27 protein-coding genes and 1 pseudogene are annotated in these 24293 nt (G+C 58.2%); 11 read left to right on the top strand and 17 right to left on the bottom strand.

Translation table 11 applies throughout. The annotated features are described in order from the left end of the window. Positions 1-63: 63 nt before the first annotated feature. The 5 genes from ACWPM9_RS14480 to ACWPM9_RS14460 form a co-directional block, all read right to left on the bottom strand. Positions 64-1671 (bottom strand): ABC transporter ATP-binding protein, encoded by a 1608-nt coding sequence (locus ACWPM9_RS14480; protein WP_428185307.1) that lies wholly within the window; start codon positions 1669-1671, stop codon positions 64-66. Positions 1672-1673: 2 nt separating this feature from the next. Next, complete coding sequence (locus ACWPM9_RS14475) at positions 1674-2795, bottom strand: ABC transporter permease (protein ID WP_428185306.1); 1122 nt, start codon at positions 2793-2795, stop codon at positions 1674-1676. Next, on the bottom strand, positions 2788-3711 hold the full coding sequence (gene oppB, locus ACWPM9_RS14470; RefSeq protein ID WP_484755569.1) for an oligopeptide ABC transporter permease OppB: 924 nt from the start codon (positions 3709-3711) through the stop codon (positions 2788-2790). Before oppB ends, ACWPM9_RS14475 begins: the two co-directional genes overlap by 8 nt. A gap of 59 nt (positions 3712-3770) precedes the next feature. Next, positions 3771-5366: a peptide ABC transporter substrate-binding protein gene (locus ACWPM9_RS14465; protein ID WP_428185304.1), complete on the bottom strand. Its 1596-nt coding sequence runs from the start codon at positions 5364-5366 to the stop codon at positions 3771-3773. Positions 5367-5698: 332 nt separating this feature from the next. Next, entirely contained in the window at positions 5699-7057 is a 1359-nt protein-coding gene (locus ACWPM9_RS14460; RefSeq protein WP_484755568.1) for a glutamine synthetase family protein, read from the bottom strand. A gap of 202 nt (positions 7058-7259) precedes the next feature. On the opposite strand from ACWPM9_RS14460, the gene ACWPM9_RS14455 reads away from it, so the two are divergent. Further along, the gene (locus tag ACWPM9_RS14455) at positions 7260-8627 is read left to right on the top strand and encodes an aspartate aminotransferase family protein (RefSeq protein ID WP_484755567.1); all 1368 of its coding nucleotides are present in this window, start codon (positions 7260-7262) and stop codon (positions 8625-8627) included. Positions 8628-8780: 153 nt separating this feature from the next. On the opposite strand, the gene ACWPM9_RS14450 is transcribed toward ACWPM9_RS14455, so the two are convergent. From ACWPM9_RS14450 to ACWPM9_RS14440, 3 genes are all read right to left on the bottom strand, one after another. Continuing rightward, complete coding sequence (locus ACWPM9_RS14450) at positions 8781-9569, bottom strand: SDR family NAD(P)-dependent oxidoreductase (RefSeq protein WP_484755566.1); 789 nt, start codon at positions 9567-9569, stop codon at positions 8781-8783. A 129-nt stretch (positions 9570-9698) separates the two neighbouring features. Continuing rightward, on the bottom strand, positions 9699-9986 hold the full coding sequence (locus ACWPM9_RS14445; protein WP_428185300.1) for a DUF2218 domain-containing protein: 288 nt from the start codon (positions 9984-9986) through the stop codon (positions 9699-9701). Positions 9987-9988: 2 nt separating this feature from the next. After that, positions 9989-10573, bottom strand: coding sequence for a PadR family transcriptional regulator (locus ACWPM9_RS14440; RefSeq protein ID WP_428185299.1), 585 nt, complete (start codon positions 10571-10573; stop codon positions 9989-9991). Positions 10574-10735: 162 nt separating this feature from the next. On the opposite strand from ACWPM9_RS14440, the gene ACWPM9_RS14435 reads away from it, so the two are divergent. Further along, complete coding sequence (locus ACWPM9_RS14435) at positions 10736-11206, top strand: OsmC family protein (RefSeq protein WP_484755565.1); 471 nt, start codon at positions 10736-10738, stop codon at positions 11204-11206. A 149-nt stretch (positions 11207-11355) separates the two neighbouring features. Beyond that, positions 11356-12015 (top strand): LysE family translocator, encoded by a 660-nt coding sequence (locus ACWPM9_RS14430; RefSeq protein WP_484755564.1) that lies wholly within the window; start codon positions 11356-11358, stop codon positions 12013-12015. Positions 12016-12236: 221 nt separating this feature from the next. Here ACWPM9_RS14430 and ACWPM9_RS14425 read toward each other — a convergent pair whose 3' ends face one another. From ACWPM9_RS14425 to ACWPM9_RS14405, 5 genes are all read right to left on the bottom strand, one after another. Next, entirely contained in the window at positions 12237-12347 is a 111-nt protein-coding gene (locus ACWPM9_RS14425) for a type II toxin-antitoxin system VapB family antitoxin (RefSeq protein WP_484755563.1), read from the bottom strand. Positions 12348-12378: 31 nt separating this feature from the next. After that, positions 12379-13881, bottom strand: coding sequence for an AMP nucleosidase (locus ACWPM9_RS14420; protein WP_484755562.1), 1503 nt, complete (start codon positions 13879-13881; stop codon positions 12379-12381). 135 nt (positions 13882-14016) lie between these two features. Then, positions 14017-14193 carry a hypothetical protein gene (locus ACWPM9_RS14415; protein WP_428185293.1) on the bottom strand — a complete coding sequence of 59 codons (177 nt, stop codon included), beginning with the start codon at positions 14191-14193 and terminating at the stop codon, positions 14017-14019. Between the two features lie 26 nt (positions 14194-14219). Beyond that, entirely contained in the window at positions 14220-14381 is a 162-nt protein-coding gene (locus tag ACWPM9_RS14410) for a hypothetical protein (RefSeq protein ID WP_484755561.1), read from the bottom strand. 137 nt (positions 14382-14518) lie between these two features. Further along, positions 14519-15412, bottom strand: a complete 894-nt coding sequence (locus ACWPM9_RS14405; protein WP_484755560.1) for a LysR family transcriptional regulator — start codon at positions 15410-15412, stop codon at positions 14519-14521. Positions 15413-15512: 100 nt separating this feature from the next. On the opposite strand from ACWPM9_RS14405, the gene ACWPM9_RS14400 reads away from it, so the two are divergent. Both ACWPM9_RS14400 and ACWPM9_RS14395 read left to right on the top strand, forming a co-directional pair. Next, positions 15513-16253, top strand: a complete 741-nt coding sequence (locus ACWPM9_RS14400) for an SDR family oxidoreductase (RefSeq protein WP_484755559.1) — start codon at positions 15513-15515, stop codon at positions 16251-16253. A gap of 60 nt (positions 16254-16313) precedes the next feature. Then, positions 16314-16526: a tautomerase family protein gene (locus ACWPM9_RS14395; protein ID WP_428185289.1), complete on the top strand. Its 213-nt coding sequence runs from the start codon at positions 16314-16316 to the stop codon at positions 16524-16526. A 79-nt stretch (positions 16527-16605) separates the two neighbouring features. Here the strand turns inward: ACWPM9_RS14395 and ACWPM9_RS14390 are convergent, their stop codons facing one another. After that, positions 16606-16944 carry a DUF2147 domain-containing protein gene (locus ACWPM9_RS14390; protein WP_484757658.1) on the bottom strand — a complete coding sequence of 113 codons (339 nt, stop codon included), beginning with the start codon at positions 16942-16944 and terminating at the stop codon, positions 16606-16608. Positions 16945-17475: 531 nt separating this feature from the next. Here ACWPM9_RS14390 and ACWPM9_RS14385 point away from each other — a divergent pair. Next, positions 17476-17742, top strand: a complete 267-nt coding sequence (locus ACWPM9_RS14385) for a sel1 repeat family protein (RefSeq protein ID WP_428185287.1) — start codon at positions 17476-17478, stop codon at positions 17740-17742. Between the two features lie 189 nt (positions 17743-17931). Here ACWPM9_RS14385 and ACWPM9_RS14380 read toward each other — a convergent pair whose 3' ends face one another. Together ACWPM9_RS14380 and ACWPM9_RS14375 are read right to left on the bottom strand one after the other, a co-directional pair. Beyond that, the gene (locus ACWPM9_RS14380; protein ID WP_484755558.1) at positions 17932-19041 is read right to left on the bottom strand and encodes a pyridoxal phosphate-dependent aminotransferase; all 1110 of its coding nucleotides are present in this window, start codon (positions 19039-19041) and stop codon (positions 17932-17934) included. A 172-nt stretch (positions 19042-19213) separates the two neighbouring features. Then, on the bottom strand, positions 19214-19639 hold the full coding sequence (locus tag ACWPM9_RS14375) for a PilZ domain-containing protein (RefSeq protein WP_484755557.1): 426 nt from the start codon (positions 19637-19639) through the stop codon (positions 19214-19216). Between the two features lie 243 nt (positions 19640-19882). Between ACWPM9_RS14375 and ACWPM9_RS14370 the strand changes: the two genes are divergently transcribed. Next, positions 19883-20341: a host attachment family protein gene (locus ACWPM9_RS14370; RefSeq protein WP_484755556.1), complete on the top strand. Its 459-nt coding sequence runs from the start codon at positions 19883-19885 to the stop codon at positions 20339-20341. A 60-nt stretch (positions 20342-20401) separates the two neighbouring features. Here ACWPM9_RS14370 and ACWPM9_RS14365 read toward each other — a convergent pair whose 3' ends face one another. Further along, on the bottom strand, positions 20402-20755 hold the full coding sequence (locus ACWPM9_RS14365) for a hypothetical protein (RefSeq protein ID WP_484755555.1): 354 nt from the start codon (positions 20753-20755) through the stop codon (positions 20402-20404). Between the two features lie 322 nt (positions 20756-21077). Here ACWPM9_RS14365 and ACWPM9_RS14360 point away from each other — a divergent pair, with 322 nt between their 5' ends. The 4 genes and pseudogenes from ACWPM9_RS14360 to ACWPM9_RS14345 all read left to right on the top strand — a co-directional run bounded on the left by ACWPM9_RS14360 (position 21078) and on the right by ACWPM9_RS14345 (position 24244). Continuing rightward, on the top strand, positions 21078-21524 hold the full coding sequence (locus ACWPM9_RS14360; protein WP_484755554.1) for a glyoxalase superfamily protein: 447 nt from the start codon (positions 21078-21080) through the stop codon (positions 21522-21524). Between the two features lie 483 nt (positions 21525-22007). Beyond that, positions 22008-23060, top strand: coding sequence for a hypothetical protein (locus ACWPM9_RS14355; protein WP_484755553.1), 1053 nt, complete (start codon positions 22008-22010; stop codon positions 23058-23060). Between the two features lie 50 nt (positions 23061-23110). After that, positions 23111-23155: pseudogene (locus ACWPM9_RS14350) on the top strand (SEC-C metal-binding domain-containing protein); the annotation flags it as partial. Positions 23156-23332: 177 nt separating this feature from the next. Beyond that, positions 23333-24244, top strand: a complete 912-nt coding sequence (locus ACWPM9_RS14345; RefSeq protein WP_484757696.1) for a hypothetical protein — start codon at positions 23333-23335, stop codon at positions 24242-24244. The last annotated feature ends 49 nt before the right edge of the window (positions 24245-24293 follow it).

Here is a 24293-nt window from a genome sequence, read left to right as displayed (position 1 = left end):
GGGCTCTGCGCCATGGTCCCAAATCAAAAACGGCGGCCCGAGGGCCGCCGTTTTGCATTCATGTCAGTGCGCAAACGCCGCCGCGATCAGTGACTTGGTGTAATCCTCGCGCGGCGCGTCGAAGATCTGTTCCGTCTGACCCTGCTCGACGATCTTGCCGCTCTTCATCACGATCACCTCGTCGGACATTGCCCGAACCACGGAAAGATCGTGGCTGATGAAGATGTAGGACAGATTGTGCTTGTCCTGCAGGTCACGCAGAAGCTCGATCACCTGGCGCTGCACCGAGCGGTCCAGCGCCGATGTCGGCTCGTCGAGTACGATCACTTCCGGCTTCAGGATGATGGAACGGGCAATGGCGATACGCTGGCGCTGTCCGCCGGAAAACTCGTGCGGATAGCGGTTGCGTGCAGCCGGATCGAGGCCCACTTCCTTCAGGGCCGCAATGGCCCGTACATCGCGCTCGGCCCGCGTCAACTGCGGCTCGTGCACGAACAGACCTTCGGTAATGGTGTCACCCACCGTCTGGCGCGGCGACAGCGAACCATAGGGGTCCTGGAAGACCAGCTGCAGCGCCTTGCGATAGGGCCGCATCTCGGTTCTGTCCAGTCCGGAAATATCCGTCGTCCCGAACCGGTAGGCTCCATCGGAGTGCAGCAGCCTCAGCAACGCACGGCCAAGCGTCGACTTGCCCGAACCGGACTCGCCGACAACGCCGATCGTCTGGCCTCGCCGCAGGGTGACATTCACATGATCGACCGCGCGGAATACTTCGCTCGATTTGAAGAACATGCCCTTGCCGATATCGAAATCCACGATCACATCGCGGGCATCCAGAATGACGGGCGAACCTTCCGGCGGGGGGATTTTGGTCCCGGTCGGTTCGGCCGCCAGCAGCATCTTGGTATATTCATGCTGGGCATCGTTGAAGATTGCGTCGCGGCTTCCCTGTTCCACGATCTCGCCCTTGCGCATCACAACCACGCGGTCAGCCACATGCTTCACCACACCCAGATCGTGGGTGATCAGCACGATGGCCATGCCGAAACGCTTCTGCAGGTCTGCCAGCAGTTCGAGGATCTGCGCCTGAATGGTCACGTCCAGAGCCGTTGTCGGCTCATCGGCAATCAACAGGTCCGGATCATTGGCAAGCGCCATGGCGATCATCACGCGCTGGCGCTGGCCGCCCGACATTTCATGCGGATAGCTGTCGATCCGGCGTTCCGGGTCGGGAATGCCGACGAGCTTCAGCAGTTCGAGAACACGCGCACGGGCATCCGCCTTGCTGAGACCCCGGTGAAACATGATCGGTTCTGCGATCTGCTTGCCGATACGGTAGAGCGGATCGAGCGAGGTCATCGGTTCCTGGAAGATCATGGTGATCTTGGAACCGCGCACCGTGTTGAGTGCCTTGATCGGCTGTCCGATCATGTCCATGCCGCCATAGACGGCGGAACCGGTGGCGCTGCCGTTCTTGGCCAGCAGGCCCATGATGCCCATCATGGTCTGGCTCTTGCCCGAGCCGGATTCACCGACGATGGCAAGCGTCTCGCCCTTCTTGACCTCGAATGAGGTGCCCTTGACCGCTTCCACCTGACCGTCCGGTGTCTCGAAAGTCACCTTCAGATCCTTGACGGACAGCACGGTCTCGTTGTTGCTTTTGTTGTCCATGCTTATCGGTCCTTCGGGTCGAGCGCGTCACGCAGGCCATCGCCAACGAAGTTCAAAGAGAACAGCGTGATGACGAAGAAGACGGACGGGAAGATCAGCAGCCACGGAGCGCTCTGCATGTTGGCAGCACCCTCCGAGATGAGCGAACCCCAGCTGGCCAGCGGCGCCTGAACGCCGAGACCCAGGAAGGACAGGAAGCTTTCGGTCAGGATCACATGCGGCACCACGACGGTGACGAACACGATCACCGGCCCGATGGTGTTGGGAATGATGTGACGACGGATGATCTGCCAGTCGGTGAGTCCCAGCGCCTGTGCCGCGCCGACGAATTCACGGCGTTTGAGCGACAGGGTCTGGCCACGCACGATACGGGCCATTTCCAGCCATTGCACCGCCCCGATGACAATGAAGATCAGAACGATCGATCTGCCGAAGAACACCACCATCACCACCACGAGAAAGACAAAGGGCAGTGAATAGAGGATTTCGACAATACGCATCATGACGTTGTCGACACGGCCGCCAAGATAGCCGGATGTCGCACCATAGATCACGCCGATACCGAGCGAGACCAGGGAGGCGGCGATACCGACGGCAATCGAGATCTGTCCGCCCAGCATCACGCGCACCAGAAGGTCACGTCCGTTGGTGTCCGTGCCGAAGGGGAAATATTCCTGATCGACATGACCGGTCAGCACCATGGAGAGCTGGTCCGGGGCCGTTTCGGCGATTTTCGTGTCGCGGAACTCGTTGACACGGTTGAAGTAGCGGATGGTCCGCTCGTCGATCGGCTTGGTGGAGGTGATCGTCGCGGTGAAATCGCCGTTCTCGACCTCGAAGCTGGAGACGGTGACGCGCGCGCGCCGTGCCGCCGATTCAGCCACATCCTGAAGACTGGCCGGGTCGGGCCTTGGATCGAGGCTCGGTGCGACCGTCACGTAAGACGAAAACACCTGATCGTAGCTGTGCGGCACGAAGAACGGGCCGAGATAGGAGAAGGCGGCAATCAGCAACAGCATGATGGTGCCGGCCATCGCGGGCTTGTTGCGGCGGAAGCGCAGCCAGGCAAGCTGGCCGAGGCTGCGTCCGGCGACTTCCTTTGGAGTTTCTGTCATATCAGTCATGGCGGACCCTCGGATCGAGCAGGCCATAGGCAATGTCGACCAGTAGGTTGAAGACGATCACGAACACGGCAACCAGGACCACCGTCGCCATGACGAGGGGGTAATCGCGGTTAAGCGCGCCGATCACGAAGAAGCGGCCGATGCCGGGAATGGTGAAAATGGTCTCGACGACCGCAGACCCGGTCAAAAGGGCAGCAGCTGCCGGGCCGAGATAGGAGATCACCGGCAACATCGCACCGCGCAAGGCATGGGTGATGACGACAACGCGCGGCGGCAGACCATAGGCGCGGGTCGTGCGGATATGGTCGGTGTTGAGCGCTTCAATCATCGAGCCGCGGGTCAGGCGGGCAAAGACGGCAAGCTGCGGCAGAGCCAGGACGGTAATCGGCAGGGCCAGATAATAGGGCGAACCCGTACCCCAGCCACCTGCTGGCAGCCAGCTCAGCATCAAAGCGAAAATAAGGGTGAGAACAGGACCCATGACGAAGTTCGGAATGGTGACGCCGATGGTGGCAAAGCTCATCAGGCCGAAATCGATGGCGCCGTTCTGGCGAAGGGCCGCGATCGTGCCGAGCAGGACACCGCCGAACAGGGCCAGAAGAATGGCAATGGAGCCGACTTCAAGCGAATAGGGCAGGGCCTTGGCGATCAGTTCCGAAACCGTATTGTCCTTGTAGACAAAGGACGGACCGAAATCACCGCGAATGGCATTGCCGATATAGCTGATATATTGCTGCCACAGCGGATCATTGAGGTGATAGGTCGCGTTGAGAAGCTCCATCGTCTGCGGGGGCAGGGGGCGTTCCAGATCGAACGGACCGCCTGGAGCGACCCGGATCAGGAAGAAGGAGATCGTGATGACGAGGAACAATGTCGGAATTGCACTCATCAGTCTTCTAAAGACGAAGCTCAGCATGTGCTAACAATGAACGCGCGACCGTGTTTGCGATCGCGCGTCCATCTCCAGTGTTGGGGTTACTCGGAAAGGCTGAAGAACTTGGAGCGGTGATCGTTGACCGCATTGTCCTGCCAACCGGACACGCGCTTGGAGACCATCCACAGCTCGGCCTGGTTCATGAATGGAGCGATCGGCTGGTCATTGACCACCATCTGCTCTGCATCATGCAGCATTTCCATACGCTTTGCCTGATCCTGTACGCCATAGGAGTCATCGACGAGCTTGTCGAAGCCCTTGTTGTCGTAATGCGAGTAGTTGAAGGTCGCATTGTCGCTCAGCATCAGGAACAGGAAGTTTTCCGGATCCGCATAGTCAGCGGCCCAGCCAGCGCGTGCGACGTCGAACTTGCCGCCCTGCTTGAGATAGGCGTAGTGCGAGGCAACGTCGAGGTTCTGCAGCGAGACATTGGCACCGAACACGTTCTTCCACATATCGGCGATGGCGGTAGCCACGCGCTCGTGGTTGGTGTTGGTGTTGTAGCGGATCGAGATGTTGAGCGGCTTGCCGCCTTCACCGTAACCGGCTTCCTTCATCAACTCGACAGCCTTGTCTTCGCGGTCGATCTGAGACAGGTCGGCCCAGTCTGGCTTGGCCTGCGTATAGCCTTCCATGCCTGGAGGGACAACCGAATAGGTTGGCAGATAGGCGCCGGAGAAGATTTCCTGGGTCAGGAAGTCGCGGTCGACAGACATCGAGAGCGCCGTGCGGACCTTGACGTCGTCATAAGGCGGGTTGCGCATGTCGAAGGCGTAGTAATAGGTCGACAGCGACGGGCTGACGTGAACCTGGTCGCCATAGTTTTCACGCAGACGCTCAATCTGGTCGGCGGAGAAGTTGTAGACGGTGTCGAGTTCACCGGCTTCAAAGCGACGGATCGCAGCAGCGTCGTCTTCGATCGGATAGAAGATGACCTTGTCGAGCTTGACGTTTGCAGCGTCCCAGTAGTTTTCGTTCTTGACGGTCGTCAGGCTGTCGTTCGGGACATGGGCTTCAAGCTTGAAGGCGCCGTTGCCGACCATATTGCCTGGCTTGACGAACTGGTCGCCAAACTTTTCGTAGTTTGCCTTGCTGATCGGCAGCGCTGTGTAGTGCGCCATCAGCTGCAGGAAGAAGGGGGTGGACTGCTTGAGAGTGATCTCGAGTGTCTTGTCGTCGATCGCCTTCACGCCCAGTTCTTCGACCGGCACCTTGCCGGTGTTGACTTCCTCGGCGTTCTTGATCGGGTAGAGGATGGTTGCGTATTCGGCAGCCGTCTTCGGGTCTTCGACGCGCCGCATGGCGAATTCGAAATCGCCGGCGGTGACATCCGTCCCGTCAGACCACTTGGCGTTGTCACGGATGTGGAAGGTGTAGACGGTACCGTCTTCCGATACGTCCCACTTTTCGGCAGCGCCTGGCTGCAGCTTGCCATCGGGGCCGAAAATCGTCAGGCCCTCGAAGAGGTCATAAATGATGAAGCCTTCGATATTGATCGAGATATGGGCCGGATCGAGCGATGTCGGCTCGCCCGAATTGCCGCGATGCAGAACGGCTTCTGCAAGGGCTGGGCTGGCGCCGAGCATGATTGTGCCCAGTAGCAGGCCGGTTGTTGCGAATTTGCTTATGATCGTCATTTTTTTTCTCCCCTTTGAGGCGTGACGGAACCTGCAAAAAAGGCCAAAACCGCTTTGGATGCAATAGGCTAAAAATGAAGCACGACGCTAAAGTTGCGTAAATATGCATCGACGCACGCATTGGAATGAAATCGTATGGTTTAACGCAATAAGTGTGCGTATAATTGTGGCGAAGAGAATTTTCCTGTCGCGCCAAGATGTCGCGGCTGTTGATAGCGGGGGAAGGTGCGCACCGTCTTGCGCCAAAACGTCACCAAACCCCTAAGGATAAAGGGCCGTGCCATATTCTGGCAGGCCCTTCAATCTGGTCGATAAAGGTACTGGGCCGAGGCTTAGATGCGCGGCAGATAGGTCTGGTAATCGAAGCTCGAAACCGTTTGCAGGAACAGGAGCGCTTCCTTGCGCTTGGTCACGCCATAAAGGTCCTGATAGGCTTCGCCGAACACATCCTTGATGAAGGGTGAAGCCGAGAATTCTTCAACCGCCGTCAGGAAGTCGTGGGTGAGGCGCTTGCCGCCGACCGGATCCTTGCCGGGCTCGGTTGCGGGGCCGGGATCGAGCGTTTCGTCCAAGCCCAGAAGCATACCGCCAAGGATGGCGCTCAGCAGCAGGTAGGGGTTGACGTCTGCACCGGCCACCCGGTGCTCGACACGGGCGGCTGGACCGTCCTTGTCGGGAATGCGGATGGCAGTGCCGCGGTGGCCAAAACCCCAGTCGATATCGACAGGCGCAAACGAGCCCGGCTGGAACCGGCGATAGGAATTGGCAAAGGGCGCAAACACGAGCTGGGCATCGCGCATGGTGTTGAGCATACCCGCAACGACGGATTTCAGCTTCACCGGATCGCCGCCCCTGGCGTCGAGAATATTGTTGCCGTCTCGATTGAGGATACTGCAATGCACATGCAGGCCGGAGCCCGCCTGATCCATATAGGGCTTGGCCATGCAGGTGGATTTCAGCCCGTGGCGGCGGGCGGCATAGTCGGCAGCCCGCTTCAGATAGATACAGTCGTCGGCAGCTGCCAGCGCATCGGGACGGTGCAGAAGGTTGATCTCGAACTGTCCGGGGCCGAATTCCGCCGTCGTCGCATCCGCCGGCAGACCCATGGCATCGGCATAGCCGCGCAGGGTCGACAGGAAGCCCTCCATCGAAGCCGCCGCGGTCATGTCATAGAGCTGGAAACCGTTGGGCTCGCCGCGATAGTTCAAGGCCTTTGGCGGCATCGGCTTGCCGGTCTCGCGCCAGTCATCCTCGACCACGTAAAATTCGAGCTCGGTTGCAACGACCGGCGTCAGCCCGCGCTCGGCAAAACGGTCGAGCACCTTTGCCAGAATGGCGCGCGGATCCATGAAGCTCGGCTGACCGTTCATCTCATGCATGGTGGCCAGCACCTGGCTCGAGCCCTTTGGAGCCCAGGGCATGGCTGCGTGGCTGCGCTTGTCTGGAATGCAAAGGCCGTCCGGGTCGCCGGCGCTGATGGACAGCCCTGTCAGATCGTCATTGTCGTCGCCCCAGATATCCAGCGACTGCGTGGACGATGGCAAACGGACTTCGCCGGCCCAGACTTTTTTCTCCGCCGAGAGCGGGATCATCTTGCCCCTGAGATCACCGTTCATGCCCACGAGCAACAGCTCGACGCGGGCGGATGTATCGGCGGCATGGGTGTCGTCGGCCTTGATGGATTGGGTCATGAAACGGCTTGTCTCGCATGTTGAGGAGAAACGATTTGGTCGCAGCGTGTGGATGATGCACACCCTTGCCAAACCGAATTCGGGCGGTCATGTTCGTAGCCGATAACCAGACGCCTTTCAATCAGGCAAGGGTAAGCAGCACGGAGGGGGAGATGGGCCCGCTCCGCTTGCATGTTTGCGCTTGCTGCAGGGGAATAACCACATGAACCAGAAACCGACGCTTTCCAATCTCGCCGCCATCGATGCTGCCCATCACCTGCATCCCTTCTCCGACATGAAGAAGCTCAATGCGGACGGCACCAGGATCATCAGCAGTGCCGATGGCTGCAATATCTGGGATTCGACCGGCAAGAAATATATCGACGCCTTCGCCGGTCTCTGGTGCGTGAATGTGGGTTACGGTCGCAAGTCCATTGCCGAGGCTGCCTATGCGCAGATGCAGGAACTGCCCTATTACAACACCTTTTTCGGCACCACGACGCAGCCGACGACGCTTCTGGCGCAAAAGATTGCCAGCCATAGCGGCCCCAACCTGCAGCATGTGTTCTTCACCAATTCCGGTTCCGAGGCCTCCGATACCTGGTTCCGCATGGCGCGCGTCTACTGGAAGGCGCTGGGCAAGCCGACCAAGACCACCGTCATTGCCCGCAAGAACGGCTATCACGGTTCGACGGTCGCTGGCGCTTCGCTCGGCGGCATGAAGAGCATGCACGAGCAGGGCCAACTGCCGATCCCCGGCGTGGTCCATATCGGCCAGCCTTACTGGTATGCAGAAGGCGGCGATCTGTCTCCTGAGGAATTCGGTCTGAAGGTGGCGCGGGAACTCGAAGACAAGATCCTGGAACTGGGCGAGGACAATGTGGCGGCCTTCGCGGCAGAGCCGATCCAGGGCGCAGGCGGTATCATCGTCCCGCCATCCACCTATTGGCCGGAAATCAAGCGGATCGCGGCCAAATACGACATTCTTCTGGTTGCCGATGAAGTGATCTGCGGTTTCGGTCGTCTGGGCACATGGTTTGGCCATCAGTATTACGATTTCCAGCCGGACCTCGCACCCATCGCCAAGGGCCTGTCATCGGGCTATCTGCCCATCGGCGGAGTGCTGGTCTCCGATCGCGTGGCCAAGGTGATGATCGAGGAGGTTGGCGATTTTTACCATGGCTATACCTATTCAGGTCATCCGGTGTCGGCAGCCGCTGCCATCGAGAATCTGCGCATCATCGAAGACGAGGGGTTGGTCGAACGGGTTCGCGACGATATCGGCCCTTATCTGAAGACGGCGCTCGCCTCGCTCGAAGATCATGAACTCGTCGGCGAAACCGTCTGCGTCGGGCTCATGGGCGCCGTCCAGATCGCTGCCGACAAGTCGACCCGCCGCCGCTTCGAAAAGCCGGATGCGATCGGCTCGCTGGTGCGCAACCAGTGCGTCGACGCGGGCGTCGTCCTGCGCGCCACCGGCGACCGCATGCTGTTTTCCCCGCCGCTGATCATCTCCCATTCCGAAGTCGATCAGGCCGTGGAAGCACTGCGCAATGGACTGGACTGGCTGAAGGACAATCACAAGGAATAGGGGCTAACGGGCGATGATGCCGTAATGATCGTCGCTGAGTAATGAATAGCCCTTCACCCTAACCCTCTCCCCGCAAGCGGGGAGAGGGTGCCGGCACGCGGGTGAGGGGACATATATATGTCCTGAAGTGATGCTCCTGTGCCTGGTCAGCCCTTACGGCATGACCTGCCCGCCATTCACATCCACTGTCTGTCCGGTGATGTAACCGGCCATCATTTCGGACGCCAGAAACAGATAGGCGCCGACGCAGTCTTCGGCCGTGCCTGTTCGCCCGAGTGGAACGCTGCCGGCGACCTGATCGAGCTGGCCGGGCAGGGCGTAACGGTCCTGAAACGGTGTGGTAATGACACCGGGGGCGACTGCATTGACGCGGATCTTGTGCTTGCCGAATTCGAGCGCCATGCCCTTGGTGACAGCAGCAACAAATGCCTTGGACGAGCCGTAGAGGCCCGATCCCGCGGTTCCGCCGGTGCGTGCCGCCACAGACGTGGTGTTGATGATGAAACCGCCCTGTTTTTTCAGATGCGGCAGCGCTGCATGGCTGGTGGAGACAACCGAACGGCCATTCACATCCATCACCTTGTCGTAATGTTCATCCGTCATCTCTTCATAGATGAGACGGGAGATCATGCTGCCGGCATTGTTGATGAGCCCGTCCAGTTTTCCGAAGGCCTTGGCAATCTTGTCCACGGCCTCCGTCATCGCCTTGCTGTCCGCTGCATCGGCCTGAACCAGCTCCACGCTGCCACCGATGTCTTCGATGTCGCGCGCGATCGCGTCGGCGGCCTGCCTGCTGGAATGATAATGCAGCCCGATCAGGGCGCCCTGAGCTGCAAAACCATGGGCGAGTGCTGCGCCAATGCCACTGGACGCACCGGTAATGAGCACGGCCTTGCCTGCGAGATCGGGAATGGTGGGGTGTGATGTAAGATGCGTCGTCATGGGATACTCCTCCTTGCAAGCGGAGGCAGAATAGACGCCGATCAGGATGGCGTTTCAAGGGATAGATGACAGAATGCCCCGGTCTTTGCCGCCGGAAACGATGACCGGCGGCAAAGGAGTGGCATCGTGTCAGGCAGGTTTCCAGTCAAATGGCAAAGGCGCTTCGCGAAAGGCGAAGCGGTCGAGATGGCTCGACACCACGCCCTTCATACGCTCCAGAACTTCGTCCGACATTGCTTCCAGCTCGACGACAAGTGCTGTCTCGCTGGAGGTCATGAAAGCGGTTGCCTCCTGGAATTTCACCACGCCCTTTTGCTCGCCAAGCTCGACATCGAGCTTGTGGGCCCAGTGCTTGCACAACTGTTGCAGATATTTCCAGCCGCTTTCGGTGGGAACGGTTGCGATTGCTTTCGACATGTTCAGAGCCTTTCGATCTTGCTGGCGGCCTCGTCTATCAACCGCGCGATCTCGAGTTGCAGATCGCGGTTCGCATTTTCATGCGACAGGCGTTCCTGCAGAACCACTTTCAGATTGTGCATGGCACGACGGACAGGTGCGGCATCCGTGCGCTCGCTCATTTTGCCAAGAGCGGACAGGCGCGCCATGATCTCGTCGACCTGAACGGCATTTTCCGCCAGATGCGTTCGACCGGCATCGGTGATCGACAACAGCTTGCGCGCACCTTCGCTGGCCTGTTCTTCGGCCAGGTCCATGTCGATCAGCAATGTCATCGTTGGGTAGACGACGCCGGGACTTGGTGCATAGGCACCGCCGGTGCGGCTTTCGATCTCCTTGATCAGATCGTAACCGTGGCGCGGCTGTTCCTCGATCAGTTTCAACAGTACCAGCCGCAGTTCTCCGCCATCGAACATCCGCCGGCGACCGCCGCGTGGTCCACGCCCCGGGCCATGTCCTTCCTCGCGGTCGAAGCCGCCAAAGGGGCCGCGTCGCATCGCATGCATGTCTGGGCCGCAACGATGGCGGCCAAAGTGAAATCCTCTCATGGGATAATCCTTAAAATGTGTTTCGATGTCTCTAAGATATATCTTAAGACTGTTTTGACAAGGGGTGCCACGCAAATTTCTCGAGGGCAGCTTCGGCAGCAGGGATTGGCCCCGACTTCCACCTGACCTATCGTTACGGTCGAATGACAAGGACAATAGGGCATGAGCGCAGAGCAGCACCGTTATCGGCTCACCGTCACCTGGACCGGCAATCGCGGCAGTGGCACCAGCAGCTACCGTGATTATGGCCGCGACCACGTCATCGCCGCCGCCGGCAAGCCGGACATTCCCGGTTCATCGGACCCTGCGTTCAGGGGCGATGCCGCGCGCTGGAACCCGGAGGACCTGCTGGTGGCCTCGGTTTCGGCCTGCCACAAGCTCTGGTACCTGCATTTCTGCTCGGTCAACGGCATCGTCGTCGAGCGTTACGAGGACGCAGCCGAAGGCGTGATGGTGATGGACGAGGACGGCGGTGGACGTTTCACCGCAATCGCGCTGAAGCCGAAGATCTGGATCTCGTCAGGCGACGCGGAGTGTGCGCTGAAGCTGCACCATGACGCCCACGAAAAATGCTTCATCGCCAATTCGGTGAATTTCCCGATTGGATGCGAGGCGGAGATCCTGCAGGCTTGAACGGCTGGAGACAATGAAGACATGTTTTCGGTTGCGATCGTCGTGAAGGAGAGCAGACTGAGCTGCAAGGCTTTTGGGGCCAGTCTCCGGGGTGCCCGGGCCTCCTCACATTGCACTTGCCAACCTTGATCTGAGAAGGAACATGCGCCGTGCCTTCCGCATCCGCCGATTTTCCAGCCTTTGCCGCGCTTCTTGCCATCCTCGGGACCTTGCTGGTCGGTGCCATCAGTCCCGGCCCGAGTTTCGTCATGGTGTCCCGCATCTCGGTAACGAGGTCTCGCCTGCATGGACTGGCCGCTGCCTGCGGCATGGGGCTCGGCGGATTGCTCTTTTCCACCATCGCCCTTGCGGGCCTGACCACCTTGCTCCTGCAGGTGGAGTGGCTCTACCTGATCCTGAAAATTGCCGGCGGCACCTATCTCATCTATCTCGGCATCCGGATCTGGCGCGGCGCCTCGGCGCCGTTTGCGGCCGATAATGCTGACACTCCCCTGGCGACATCGGTTCGGCGTTCCTTCTGGCACGCTTTCGCTGTTCAGATCGCCAATCCCAAGACCGCGATCGTCTATGCCAGCGTCTTTGCTGCCCTCCTGCCGAGGGACGTTCCATTCTGGATGCTGATATGCCTGCCACCCCTGATCTTCTGCATCGAAGCTGGCTGGTACGCGGTGGTCGCCTTCGTCTTCTCCGCACGAAAGCCGCAGCAGCTCTATCTACGCGGCAAGCGGTTCATCGACCGGACGGCCGGGCTGCTGCTCGGACTGCTGGGGGTAAGGCTGACGGCGGAGGCGGTCCAGGTGTCAGGCTGAAATGGCGTGCCACTTACAGCCATTGCAGGCCCGGATGGGATTGCATGATGTCGAAATCGCGATCCTTTTTGCAGAAGCGGGAGGTCGTGTTCGATGCAAGATGTGCCAATGATTACGTCCGCTGATCGACGGACTGTAAGTCCTTTCCGGCGCAGTTTTCTGTAGGTCAAGGCGGATTTGCGAGCGAGCTCCGGACTTAAGCATTGGCGCGAGCTTGCCGCTTATTTGGTGGCGTGACGGGTCAGCGCCATGACCTCTTCAAGCAGATCGTCATCCATTTCGATATTGGTCCGCATGAGCATGACCTTTGTCCATGGAACATCCAGGATCATACACAAGGGCAGTTGGGACTAAAAAGGCGACTTACTGGAACGCGGTTTCGTAGAAGCTCCTGAGCTTGCGCGAATGCAGCTTTTCCTTCTTCATCGCCCCAAGTTTCTGCAGCGCACGAATGCCGATCTGCAAATGCTGGCTCACCTGGGTGCGATAGAAGGCCGTCGCCATGCCGGGCAGCTTCAACTCCCCGTGCAGCGGCTTGTCGGAGACGCAAAGAAGCGTGCCGTAGGGCACACGGAAGCGGAAGCCGTTGGCGGCGATCGTTGCCGATTCCATGTCCAGCGCGATGGCGCGCGACTGCGACAGCCGCTTTACCGGCCCGCGCTGGTCGCGCAGTTCCCAGTTGCGGTTGTCGATGGTGGCAACCGTGCCGGTGCGCATGATGCGCTTCAGCTCGAAACCCTCGTAACCGGTAATTTCCTCGACAGCGTCCTCGAGCGCCAGCTGCACTTCGGCAAGCGCCGGGATCGGCACCCAGACAGGCACGTCATCATCCAGAACATGGTCCTCGCGCACATAGGCATGGGCAAGCACGTAGTCGCCCAGCCGCTGGCTGTTACGAAGACCGGCGCAATGGCCAAGCATCAGCCAGGCATGCGGGCGCAACACCGCCACATGGTCGGTAATGGTCTTGGCGTTTGAGGGACCGACGCCGATATTGATCATGGTGATCCCGGCATGGCCTTTCATCTTCAGGTGATAGGCCGGCATCTGCGGCAGACGGGGCGGGTTGATATCGCCTTGCGGATGGGAAGACCCCGCCGGTGTCACGATATTGCAGGGCTCGACAAAGGCCGTATAGCCCTCGCCACCGTCGGCCATCAGCTTGCGGGCATAGGCGCAGAACTCGTCGATATAGAACTGGTAGTTCGTAAACAGCACGAAATTCTGGAAATGCGAGGCGCTGGTTGCGGTGTAATGCGACAGCCGGGCCAGCGAATAGTCGATGCGCTGGGCGGTAAAGGGCGCCAGCGGATGCGGCTCGCCGGGCTTGGGCTCATATTCGCCATTGGCGATCTCGTCGTCGGTCGTCGTCAGATCGGGCGTATCGAACAGGTCGCGCAAAGGCACATCCACGAGCGACGAGGCATCGGCCTCCACATGCGCTCCTTCGCCAAAGGCGAAATGCAGCGGAATGGGCGTTGTGGATTCAGAGACTGTGATCGGCACTTCATGATTGCGCATCAAAAGGCCGAGCTGCTCTTTCAGGTAATGGCGAAAGAGATGCGGCTTCGTCACCGTGGTGGTGTAGACGCCCGGTCCTGTCACATGCCCGTAGGACAGACGCGAGTCGATATGGCCGAAACTAGTCGTCTCGATACTGACCTGCGGATAGAAGGCGCGGTAGCGGCCTTCAATCGGTGCCCCCTTGGAAAGGGCGGTAAAATTGTCGATCAGGAAATTGGTGTTGCGCTCGTAAAGCGCGGTCAGTTCATCGACTGCCGACTTGGCGTCCGTGAATACCTTTGGCTCGTAGGCGTCAGGCTTGATGAAACTGATGGATGATGGCTGTGAGATTCGTGTGTTCATGCGCCATTATAGAGTGGAGTTTTTGGCAGGCAAGCGACGGTTCAATGACGAAATTCAAAAAAATATGCGGTTTGTTGCGACGTGTTCGTGATTTTCAGGCCAGACCTGACGCGTATTGGTCCTGAAATCTCAAAATCAGCTCATCGACTGGCGCTGCAGGCTGACGAACAGAACAAGGCCCGCGCCCTGTTTGGCAATCACCGGTTCGCCGCTCTTGGCCATGCCCAGGGCTGCAAGCGGCCCCAGCAGCATGACGGCCATCAGTGCAAGGCGAAGGCCGGAAGAAAAAGTGTTGGTCAGCGAGTTTGTCATTGTCCTGGTATCCCGTGTTTGTGGCATCAGCTTTGAGCGATGCAGAAAATGCTGTTGGGGTGAAAGCAGGGAATGCTGGTGCCGCGATGAACGCGCTGCTCGGGCTTTTCAACGAGGGCGCTCATCACCAGAGCGAAAACCGTCATTGTCAACGTGAAGATCGTAAAGCGCCGTGCCAGTTTTCCCATGTCCCTCAATCCTCTTTCAGATCGTTGGACCCTTTATGACAGCGGCTGCCTGAACGCTTGCTGATGCGGGCATTCATCCAGCGTTCAGAAGCGTTAACAGCGGGAAAGATGTGGGGTTTGGCTGCGCGAGGCCGGTTTCAGATCTCGGCCGCTGCAAAGATACCAGACACCCAATCGAGAAATACCCGCAGTCGCGGTGAGAGCTGGCGGTTCTGGGGATAGAGCGCAGACAAGGGCGTGGGCGAAGGGGGATGGTCGGGCAGGACTTCCACAAGCGTGCCCCGGTCCAGATCGGGTTTGAGCCGGTAGCGCGGCGCCTGGATGAGGCCGAAGCCGAGGCGCGCGAGTTCTGCCATGGTGTCAGAATTGTTGACCGTCACCCGGCTCGGCAGCTCGACCATACGCAATTCGCCCCCAACGGTGAATTCGAGCGGCATTACCGTTCCCGTGCGCGAGGATACAAAGCCCACGCATTGATGACCGCCCAGTTGTTCGGGCGAAGCGGGCATGCCGTGCCGCGCCAGATAATCGGGGCTTGCGCAGGTCACTTCGCGAATATCGGTGAGGTGTCGCATGATCAGGCCACTATCCGGCTGACTGCCGGCGCGCAGAACGCAGTCCACACCCTCGCGCACCAGATCGACGATCCGGTCGCCCTGGCCGATATGCAGATCGAGTTTGGGATTGCGGGCCAGAAATTCCGGCAATTTGGGCAACAGATAGGTATGGGTCAAAAGCGGGTGCGCGTCGATCCGCAACAAGCCTTGCGGTTCCGCATTGCGAAAGGCGGAGTTTGCCTCCTCGAATTCGGTGAGGATCTGCTGGCATCGCTGGTAATAGGCCTGACCATCCAGTGTCGGGCGTACAACGCGTGTCGTCCGCTCCAGCAACCGGGCACCGAGCTCGGCCTCCAGCTGCTTGATCGCTTCCGTCGCTGTCGAGCGCGCCAAGCCGAGATCGCTGGCAGCAGCACTAAAGCTGTGCCGGTCGACGACCCGGGTGAACAGATGCATGCGGTCAAGACGATCCATGTTCATTGTTCATCACAGACGAATTAACATGTCAATTATGATGTTATTGTTTGGTTTCGAGTTCGGTTCTATCTCCTGTTCACCAACCAGGGAGAAAACCATGACTGAACATAAACAGAAGACCGCAATCGTCACCGGCTCCTCCAAGGGCATTGGCGCGGCTATCGCCCAGCGCCTTGCCAAGGACGGTATGGCCGTTGTCGTCAATTATTCCCGCGATGCCGAGGCGGCCAATGCCGTGGTGTCGAAGATCGAGGCCGATGGCGGTCGAGCGCTTGCGGTCGCGGCGGATATCGGCACCGCGCATGCGATGGCTTCGCTGTTCGATGCGGCCGAAGAGGCGTTCGGCGGCGTCGACATCCTCGTCAACAATGCCGGCATGATGCAACTCGCGCCTCTGGCGTCCGTCGAGGATGACGCGTTCGAGCGGCAGATTGCCGTCAATCTTGGAGGCGTATTCCGGGGCATGCGGGAAGGTGCCAGGCGATTGCGCGATGGCGGTCGCATCATCTCCTTCTCCTCCAGCGTTGTCGGCCTCTACCAGCCGACCTACGGCGTCTATGCCGCCACCAAGGCTGCCGTCGAGGCGATGACCCATATTCTTGCCAAGGAGCTTGGTGCCCGAAATATCACCGTCAATGCGGTTGCCCCCGGTCCGGTCGAAACCGATCTGTTCATGCAGGGCAAGCCGGACGAACTGGTCAAGACCATTGCCGGTATGAACCCCTTCAAGCGTCTCGGCCAGCCGGACGACATTGCCAATGTCGTCTCCTTCCTCGCCAGCCCGGATGCCGGATGGGTCAATGGGCAGGTCATCCGCGCCAACGGCGGCGTGATCTGAGCGCCGCCTGCCTGCTTGTCTCCATCGAACCCATCACCAACGAAGCGAAAGGATCGCATCATGCCGTTCATCAATATCAAGACTCCGCAAGGAGCGCTGTCGAAGCAGCAGAAGGAAGAGATCGTCCATCGCGCCACCGATATGATGGTGGACTATTTCACCGAGGCCGCTCGTCCGCACACCATGGTGCTGATCGAAGAAGTCAAGGATGGGGGCTATGCCCGTGCCGATGAGGTCTTCACCATCCCCGAAAGTTACCGGGCGAAAGACTGATCTGACCAAACGCAAGGCGAAGACCCGGGCCTGAGGATGCCCGGGCCTTCAGTCTATTCATTATAATGTCGGATGCGGATCAGAGACGTGTCCAGGTCTGGCTCTTGCACAGAACCGCCAGCACGCAGCCTTTCATCTTCAAAGAATTGCCGGACACGGTTCCGGACCCGGCATAGGTCTTGTCGGTTTCCGGGTCGGTGATCTCGCCCTTGTAGGCATCGCCGGCACCGCTCATCTTGCCGATCTGTTTGCCGGCATGCTTGCCGCTCTTCAGCGTGACGCAGAATGCGCCGCCGCAGGGCGAGATATCGGCGGTCGCGCCGCTTGCCGTCTTCCATTGACCTTGAATGGGTTCGGCTGCCTGCACGCTTGTGACCGACAGCGCCAGAGCGGCGCCAAGAATGAGTTCCCGTATCAATGTTGTTCCTCCCGAAAGCGATGCCGGTGCCTGATTTAGGCCTGGCATCATGTTGGCAATGGTTTCACCGCTCCACCCGGCGCGTGCCATCGGTTAAGAAATAACTTACGCGCACGTAAAGGTAAAGTGGGGACACGGCTGTCTCCGGCTGCATTTTTCCATGCGAAAACCAGCGATTCCGGTGTTTCATAAAAACGGGAACGAAAATCGTGGTGAATTTTCCGTTTAAACCATCGCATGAAGAATCCGTAAAATTTTCGCCAAATCCCACTGTTCTCAGGGGCAGCGATGCTTAACAAATTCCCAAGTTTACAAACAATTTGTACTTTGTTTTCAGCAAATTAACTCTGCCTTTTAAGCGCCTGTTGAAGCCCGTTTGGCATAGTGGGCTCATCAAACGAGCAGGGAAAACCTGCCGACGCTTGAAGGGTCGAGACGGAGCCGCAGAAGACGGACCGGACCCGACAAGCGGCTCGCAAGGGCAAAACAGGGCAGACTGAACAGACAAGCTTTTTAACAGGGATAGTACCAATGGCACGCTTTGAAATGCACACTTCAGAAATGGCCACCATGGGTGGCGAAACCAAAGCTGATGTATTCCGCGATATGGGGCTGATGTATGCCACCGGCCGCGGTTGCAACGTCGACCTTGTCTCGGCCCACAAGTGGCTGAACATCGCCGCGATCAAGGGCTGCGACCGCGCCGCTGAATTGCGCGCCGATCTGGCCCAGACCATGAGCAAGCTCCAGCTCGCCGAGGCGCTCCGCGCTGCCCGCGACTGGATGACAATGCACTGATCGTCTGATCACACAATTCTCCGGGCCGACGGCCCGGCGCGACACAATAAAAATAGAACCCTCTTGCGAGGGGACCGTGGCGGGGGACCTTTGGACGGGGCCGATGCCAACACATCAGAACCGCGACCGGCAGGAACAAGGCCGGCGCGGTTCTTTTTACGTTTGGCTTCCGTTGGTTATCCGGACCCGCTAGAGCGCTTTCAACACATCTGGAAGCGAAGCTTCAAGAAGGTCCATGGCGGCTGGAACACCGGCTGAAATGCGCACGCATCGATTGAGCGGTGCGACGCCCGGCATGCGGATGAACACCCCATGCTCCATCAATCCGTCGACCACGGATTTTGCATAGGCGCCATCACGCCCGCAATCGATGGTGACGAAATTGGTCGCGGATGCCAGCGGCTTCAGCCCGTTCGTCTCGGCGATGGCGGCAATCCTGTCGCGCGAGGTCTTGATGGCGGCAATCGTCTGGCCGAGATAGGCCTGATCCTCAAGGGCTGCCAGAGCTGCAATGACCGAAAGGCGTGGCATGCCGAAATGATTGCGGATCTTGTCGAAATAGATCGCGGTTTCCGGCGTGCTGATGGTGTAGCCGATACGAGCGCCGGCCAGTCCATAGGCCTTGGAGAATGTGCGGGTGCGGATCACGTTCGGGCAATCGATCAATGCATCGATTTCGGGCACCGAACCCTCTGGCGCCGTCTCGCTATAGGCCTCGTCCAGAATCAGCAAAGTCGTTTCCGGCAGCGCCCTGGCAAAGGAGACGATACTGTCTGCATCCCACCAGCTTCCCATCGGATTGTCGGGATTGGCGAAATAGACGATCGGCGCATTCTCACGGCGAACCGCATCCAGCAGTCCGTCGAGATCTTCGCGATCATCGACATAGGGCACTGTCACCAGCCGCCCGCCAAAGCCGGTGACATGAAAGTTGAACGTGGGATAGCCGCCAAGAGATGTCACAACCGGCATGCCGGGTTCGATGACCATGCGCACGATCAAACCGAGCAGATCGTCAATGCCCTCGCCAACGGCAATATTGGCGGCATCGACGCCAAGATGCCGGGCGAGAGCCTGTTTCAGCTGAAAATTTTCCGGATCCGCATAGCACCAGACCTCGCCGGCATTGTCGCGGATGGCCTGCAGCACGGAGGGTGCAGGGCCGAAACCGCTTTCATTGGCGCCGATCCGGGCCTTGACCTTGAGGCCGCGATTGCGCTCGATGGCTTCGGGACCGACAAATGGAACGGTGGAGGGCAGGGCACTGATCAACGGTGTAAAGCGCTGGAATGCGGACATTTCTGAAGTTTCCCGGGCATTTGAAAGAGGGCATCTGGAATAGGCGCGCCCACAATAGGGGCTAATTCGCGCTGTGCAAGCACGCCAAGGCCGCAGAAAGACCGGAAATGAAAAAGGATTTGCGCGCCGTCGTCAGGACAGGCGTGACGAAGGGGAGATGCCGCGACAGGCTTTAAAAATCGCGCGGCCTGCGCCCCATGCCGGGCGGAAAGCCGACGGTTGGACCGGGACGTTTCTGGCGCACATCTTCCCCCATCAGGAAGTCCGCACGGATGATCTGCTGCAGGATGTCATCGGGAATGGGCGCAATGAACTTCACCCCGACGCGCGTGCCGTTGCGATAGGCTTCCGCACAGCCGATCCGGCGGGAAATGCCGATGACCTCAATATAGTAATGCAGGCCGAGGCCGGCCGAGGTCGACATTTCCAGCCCCGCGCCGCCGCGGGAAATATCCAGGATTTCGCAGTTGCGGATGGAGATGTTGTTCATGCAGGGGCTGACTGTCCACACACGGGCGGGGCGGCGCACCTGATACCGGTCCCAGCGCCGCTCGTACATTTCGGAATTAACCGTCGCCAGATGTGTTCCAGACTGCATGCTGTCCCTCGATCCTTGGTGTTCAAGAATATCCTCATGCAGCATGCTGCCTGAAAATTGTTCCTGTCAGGTCAATGAAAAGGTTAAACTTTTACACTTGGGTCGATGGCCCGAGCCTCTGAAAATTCCCGGTTTCCCGAACGCAAGCAATTGATGAACGGTAATTCATGGAACAACGGCTCAACCGCACTTGTTACCGATTGGCACACCAATTCGGTGTCATCGACGACAGGAGAAAACCACATGAGCCAATTCAAAGTACCAACCAAGTCCTGGGTGATTGTCTGCGACGGCGCGCGGGCTTTGTTCATTCAAAATGACGGCGATACCGAAAAGCTGAATTTGCGTGTGGCCGAACGGTCGTCCCAGGAGGATGAGCCAAGCCGGGATCTGGGTAGCGATCGGCCCGGCCGCTCGCACCAGTCGGTCGGGAATGGAAGAAGCGCCATGGAAGAGACAGACCTTCATGCGCAGGCCGAGGAGGCGTTTTTGAAAAGGACCGCCGAACGCGTCAACGAGATGGTCTATGACAAGACCATAGAGGATTACGTGCTGATCGCACCGCCGTCAGCGCTTGGTACCTTGAGACAGCATCTCAATGCGGCATCGACGGATGCGGCGAGCGCTGAAATTCCGAAGGATCTGACCAATCAGCCAATCCCGGATATCGAAAAGCACTTGACCAGGCTGAGGGCCGCCTGAGCCGATCCGATAAGGGCGAAAGCCGGCACGCCCTTGAAGGCTGTGTCGGCTTTTGTCACATCACTGGCTGAGTTCGAAGGACAGCCGCACCACATGATGCAGGAATTCGGGGTCGATCAGCATATTGAAGCCAACCGTGACCTTTTCTTCCTCGCGGCGGATGACCGTGCAGCCGATCTCGTCGTGAATGCCCAGAATTTCCAGGAAAAAATGGGCCGGCACATCGAGCTGGGGGCTCACCTCGAGTTCGGCGCCGTAACGCGAGATCGATTGAATGAGGCAGCGCATCGAACTGGTTGTGCTCAGGCGATGGCCGACAAATATGATCCGCCCCGGCCGGTCGATCCTGAATTTCTCATAGATCTGGTCCGGCGGTATGTCCTGTGTCGTCTTAGGCGTCGTTTGCAAGGGCATGGCACCCTCCCCAGACTTGTTTTTTAGGGACCCACTATAGCGCAGCTTTACGCATGAAGGGTGAAGAGATTTCTTCAAATCCCAACAATCTGCGCCGATCTGCCACAACTGCGAAGGCTCTCGGATCGGCCCCGCTTGACAGGATCGCACAGCCCTTGCATATCTGGCGACGGTTCGAGGCACCGGCCGCCCGCAGGCATAATTGCCCCTGGTGAAGTCCTCTTTTCTAAAACTGGTTCAGCCCATCCTGCGCATGCGCAAATGGGGCAATGCGGGTCCCTTGTTTCAGTTGTCGCATGCCTGTTCAGGAAAGAGGCAAGCCATGTCCACATCAATGGCACATCTGACGATCGACGACCTCAAGGCCCAGGCCAAACGCCTGCGCCAGGCCATGTCTGCTGCCGGCAGCCCGGTTGGCCACAGCCGCGCACTCGAACTGGTGGCCAAAAGCCATGGCGTGCGCGACTGGAACACACTTGCAGCGCTGGCCAGCCGCCACGACAACGCACCCTTGCCGCCGGCATCCGTCGGCGCTCTGGTCTCCGGCGAATATCTCGGCCAGCGCTTCACCGGCAAGGTGCTTGCCTTGCAACAACTCTCCGACAGCGACTTCTACGCCATCACGCTGCATTTCGACGAACCGGTCGATGTCGTCACCTTCGACAGCTTTTCGGCCTTTCGCCAACGTGTGAACGGCACCATCGACAGGAAAGGCGTCTCCCCAAGACAAACCTCCAACGGCCGCCCGCAAATCGTGCTGGATCGGTGAGGGTAGGTGGGACAAGGCAAATCGGGCAGCTCCGCCCCTTCGTATAAGGAGGGGGCGGAGTTGGAGCCGGGCTTTGGCGCAATGGTTGAAATGGGGGCCGGGAGGGGAAGGGCGGGATTGCTACGGGACCGTCTCAGAAGCCGACATGGCGCGGCAGTAGATTGGCCATTTTGGGATCGATAACGACTGGCGCGGGCAGTACTGGCCTTTATAATCGTTGATGATGCTTATTCGCGGACAATCGAGCTAATGTCAGTACAGTTATGAGCTGGCAGCCAAGGCACGGCAGTGGGGCGCGTCCAAGGCGCCAATTTTACGTTTGTGAAATAAGTAGAGCGAGGGGCTTAAACGATGGAGTTAAACGAACTTCCACCGAGGGGTGGTGTAACCCGAGCTTATTGCGAAAGCTGCGGCAGTTCTCTCGACCTCATTTTTGCGCCATTTCAAGAGAGTGTCTCTAGCGTTCTAATCGACATGGACGGCTTGCCCACACTCGAATGCCCCGCGTGTGGCTGGCGCACCCTTCCCGACCGGACACGCTTCTCAATCATGCGCGCGCACGAGCTAGCCTCGAAAGAGGGTAACCGGATTTTCAGCAGCAAGCGAAACAAGATTATCGAGGATTTCGGTTTCACCGATGTCCCATTCAAATACGATCCAGACGATTTTTATTATTACCCGGGCCTCAAACGCCCATGGAACAATGGATTCTTGACCCCTGTGTTTTTCAACCGCAAGGTAATAGCTAAATTCGACGCTGATCCAAACTATCTCGTGAGCTACGCATCGCCGACGTATGGCGACATAAGCGGAGACAACTTCTCGATAGCGTTTGGAATCAATCGCCACGGCCATGTGATCATGTGGCTAGGCGATATAGCGAAACTTCCCAAGTCAGAACAATATTATCTGGTAAGTGAAAATCGACCATCCGACCACTGTCTCGGAAGCGAGTTCTATGACGGTCAAATCGAATGCATCTTCACTGAGCCGCCTCGCGAGAAGATCCTGTTCGCAGCTCGGTCCGATTTTCTGGCAGCCGCCTTCAGGCTCTGGAGCACCAAGCTCGCCCATCTCGACGACGTAGTTTTGGATCTGGCGGGGCAATTGAGACGTCCACTACATGACACGCCCGCTCAGCGCCACGTTGTCTCGGACAATTTGAACAAGGTCCACATCGAATCGATCGACAACGAAGCGCTCGGCAAGCTCCTTAGTAGCTTGGGTATCGCCTGCAATGGAACCGGCCAGCTGAAGCGCCTTCAGGCGCTTCTTGAGAGCATCGCTGACAGCGGCCAAGTTTATGCACGAATGACGCCCTTCTATACTACCTATGATTTTCGCATTTCCTATTCTCATCTTGGCTCGACCGAGGGCGCGGCAAAGAAGATGAAATCCGTTACAGGCCGGCTAGGTCTCGCCGAGGATGCTGAGGTTACCGAAATTTATGACCAACTGCTTGAGAAGCTGATCCACTCCTATTCCACCTTAACCGAAATGGTAACAAAGGCGCTTCCAGCCGAAGCGAGAACATGAGGGCGCATCCCGGATGAAATCGGTGCCATTGTTTAGAAGAAAGCCACACCATGAAAGGCAGAGACCGAAATGCATTATGCTGGTGTGGCTCTGGAAAAAAGTTTAAAAAATGTCACCTCGGTCGAGAGGTCCAGCCGAAGGGAAATCGGTGGGTCGCTGTAGACGCAAACCGACAGGCTTTTTCCAAGAAGAAATGCTGCGCACGCGATGTAGGTCTGGGTAGCTGCGGTGGCGGAGTGGTCAAAGCTCACACTGTGTCGCGGGGGCCAAATTTGGCGAAAATCGCCAAAGATGGCCATGTGCTGCACTACGCTGTGAGCATTCCCGACATGAACAAGAACGGTGGCAACTTATCCGTAAAGAAGATCGGCATCAAAGATGCATCGGCTTTTCATGGCTTTTGCGGCAAACATGATCGGGAGCTTTTCTCCTGCATCGAGAATGAAGCATTTACCGGGCGACCCGACCAGTGCCTTGCTGTTGCTTATCGAACGATGAGTCGAGAACTGTATGGCAAGGATGCCGGAGCTCACTTGCGAGAGACATTACGGGAAGCTGACAAGGGCTGGAAACCTTCTAAGCAATTCTTGTTTCAGAAGATGCTTGACGAAATAAATATAGGGAATGAAGCTGCACGACGTGAACTGAAGGCTACGCATGATGCTCTGACCTCAGCAGTTGTGGGCGCCCGATCTGATATACTTAGTTCGGTCGTCTTTGAATTTGCCGCACCTTTGCCATTCATGTTCGCAGGTGCCTGGTCGCCCTTTACTGATTTCCACGGCAGAGAACTCCAGAAAGGCTATGTGGATGAACTTCTTGAACAGATTTTTGTTTCGTCATTTGCAGGTGACGGGGGGGCGACGGTCTGTGTTTCTTGGCGAAATATTGACGACGCGCCGGGGTCTGTAATCGCCGAACAGCTTCTGGCGCTGCCGTATGACCAACTAGCTTCAGCGGTTCTTCAGTTTGTAATGAAGCATGTTGAGAACGTCTTCTTCAATCCCGACTGGTTCCATGCCCTAGATGGCGAACAGAGAAAGTGGCTCAACCAGCTTGCAGCCGACGGCGTCGATGCGATGGGTGGAGTTCCATCATTGGCTGTAAACTTGGATATTGATTTTCAACTGCCCATATCAACGAGATCGTTTCACGTTAACCTGCGCAATACCAATTCGTCTTAGCGAGCCGATTTTTTGAAGACCTGGCGTTGCGGTCAGCGAAACCTTTTCT

It is taken from the genome of Agrobacterium sp. H141, from assembly GCF_057158725.1.
Note: the sequence above shows the minus strand (reverse complement) of the source record. Positions and strands in the feature narration are given on the sequence as shown.

What these genes read in the sequence shown, in the direction of transcription:
- ACWPM9_RS14410 (WP_484755561.1), bottom strand. Translation starts at nt 14,381, where the DNA reads ATGGGAAAACTGGCACGGCGCTTTACGATCTTCACGTTGACAATGACG.
- ACWPM9_RS14415 (WP_428185293.1), bottom strand. Translation starts at nt 14,193, where the DNA reads ATGACAAACTCGCTGACCAACACTTTTTCTTCCGGCCTTCGCCTTGCA.
- ACWPM9_RS14365 (WP_484755555.1), bottom strand. Translation starts at nt 20,755, where the DNA reads ATGCCCTTGCAAACGACGCCTAAGACGACACAGGACATACCGCCGGAC.
- ACWPM9_RS14440 (WP_428185299.1), bottom strand. Translation starts at nt 10,573, where the DNA reads ATGAGAGGATTTCACTTTGGCCGCCATCGTTGCGGCCCAGACATGCAT.
- ACWPM9_RS14405 (WP_484755560.1), bottom strand. Translation starts at nt 15,412, where the DNA reads ATGGATCGTCTTGACCGCATGCATCTGTTCACCCGGGTCGTCGACCGG.
- ACWPM9_RS14380 (WP_484755558.1), bottom strand. Translation starts at nt 19,041, where the DNA reads ATGTCCGCATTCCAGCGCTTTACACCGTTGATCAGTGCCCTGCCCTCC.
- ACWPM9_RS14385 (WP_428185287.1), top strand. Translation starts at nt 17,476, where the DNA reads ATGGCACGCTTTGAAATGCACACTTCAGAAATGGCCACCATGGGTGGC.
- ACWPM9_RS14420 (WP_484755562.1), bottom strand. Translation starts at nt 13,881, where the DNA reads ATGAACACACGAATCTCACAGCCATCATCCATCAGTTTCATCAAGCCT.
- ACWPM9_RS14395 (WP_428185289.1), top strand. Translation starts at nt 16,314, where the DNA reads ATGCCGTTCATCAATATCAAGACTCCGCAAGGAGCGCTGTCGAAGCAG.
- ACWPM9_RS14455 (WP_484755567.1), top strand. Translation starts at nt 7,260, where the DNA reads ATGAACCAGAAACCGACGCTTTCCAATCTCGCCGCCATCGATGCTGCC.
- ACWPM9_RS14360 (WP_484755554.1), top strand. Translation starts at nt 21,078, where the DNA reads ATGTCCACATCAATGGCACATCTGACGATCGACGACCTCAAGGCCCAG.
- ACWPM9_RS14450 (WP_484755566.1), bottom strand. Translation starts at nt 9,569, where the DNA reads ATGACGACGCATCTTACATCACACCCCACCATTCCCGATCTCGCAGGC.
- ACWPM9_RS14375 (WP_484755557.1), bottom strand. Translation starts at nt 19,639, where the DNA reads ATGCAGTCTGGAACACATCTGGCGACGGTTAATTCCGAAATGTACGAG.
- ACWPM9_RS14460 (WP_484755568.1), bottom strand. Translation starts at nt 7,057, where the DNA reads ATGACCCAATCCATCAAGGCCGACGACACCCATGCCGCCGATACATCC.
- ACWPM9_RS14480 (WP_428185307.1), bottom strand. Translation starts at nt 1,671, where the DNA reads ATGGACAACAAAAGCAACAACGAGACCGTGCTGTCCGTCAAGGATCTG.
- ACWPM9_RS14435 (WP_484755565.1), top strand. Translation starts at nt 10,736, where the DNA reads ATGAGCGCAGAGCAGCACCGTTATCGGCTCACCGTCACCTGGACCGGC.
- ACWPM9_RS14425 (WP_484755563.1), bottom strand. Translation starts at nt 12,347, where the DNA reads ATGATCCTGGATGTTCCATGGACAAAGGTCATGCTCATGCGGACCAAT.
- oppB (WP_484755569.1), bottom strand. Translation starts at nt 3,711, where the DNA reads ATGCTGAGCTTCGTCTTTAGAAGACTGATGAGTGCAATTCCGACATTG.
- ACWPM9_RS14475 (WP_428185306.1), bottom strand. Translation starts at nt 2,795, where the DNA reads ATGACTGATATGACAGAAACTCCAAAGGAAGTCGCCGGACGCAGCCTC.
- ACWPM9_RS14465 (WP_428185304.1), bottom strand. Translation starts at nt 5,366, where the DNA reads ATGACGATCATAAGCAAATTCGCAACAACCGGCCTGCTACTGGGCACA.
- ACWPM9_RS14400 (WP_484755559.1), top strand. Translation starts at nt 15,513, where the DNA reads ATGACTGAACATAAACAGAAGACCGCAATCGTCACCGGCTCCTCCAAG.
- ACWPM9_RS14370 (WP_484755556.1), top strand. Translation starts at nt 19,883, where the DNA reads ATGAGCCAATTCAAAGTACCAACCAAGTCCTGGGTGATTGTCTGCGAC.
- ACWPM9_RS14445 (WP_428185300.1), bottom strand. Translation starts at nt 9,986, where the DNA reads ATGTCGAAAGCAATCGCAACCGTTCCCACCGAAAGCGGCTGGAAATAT.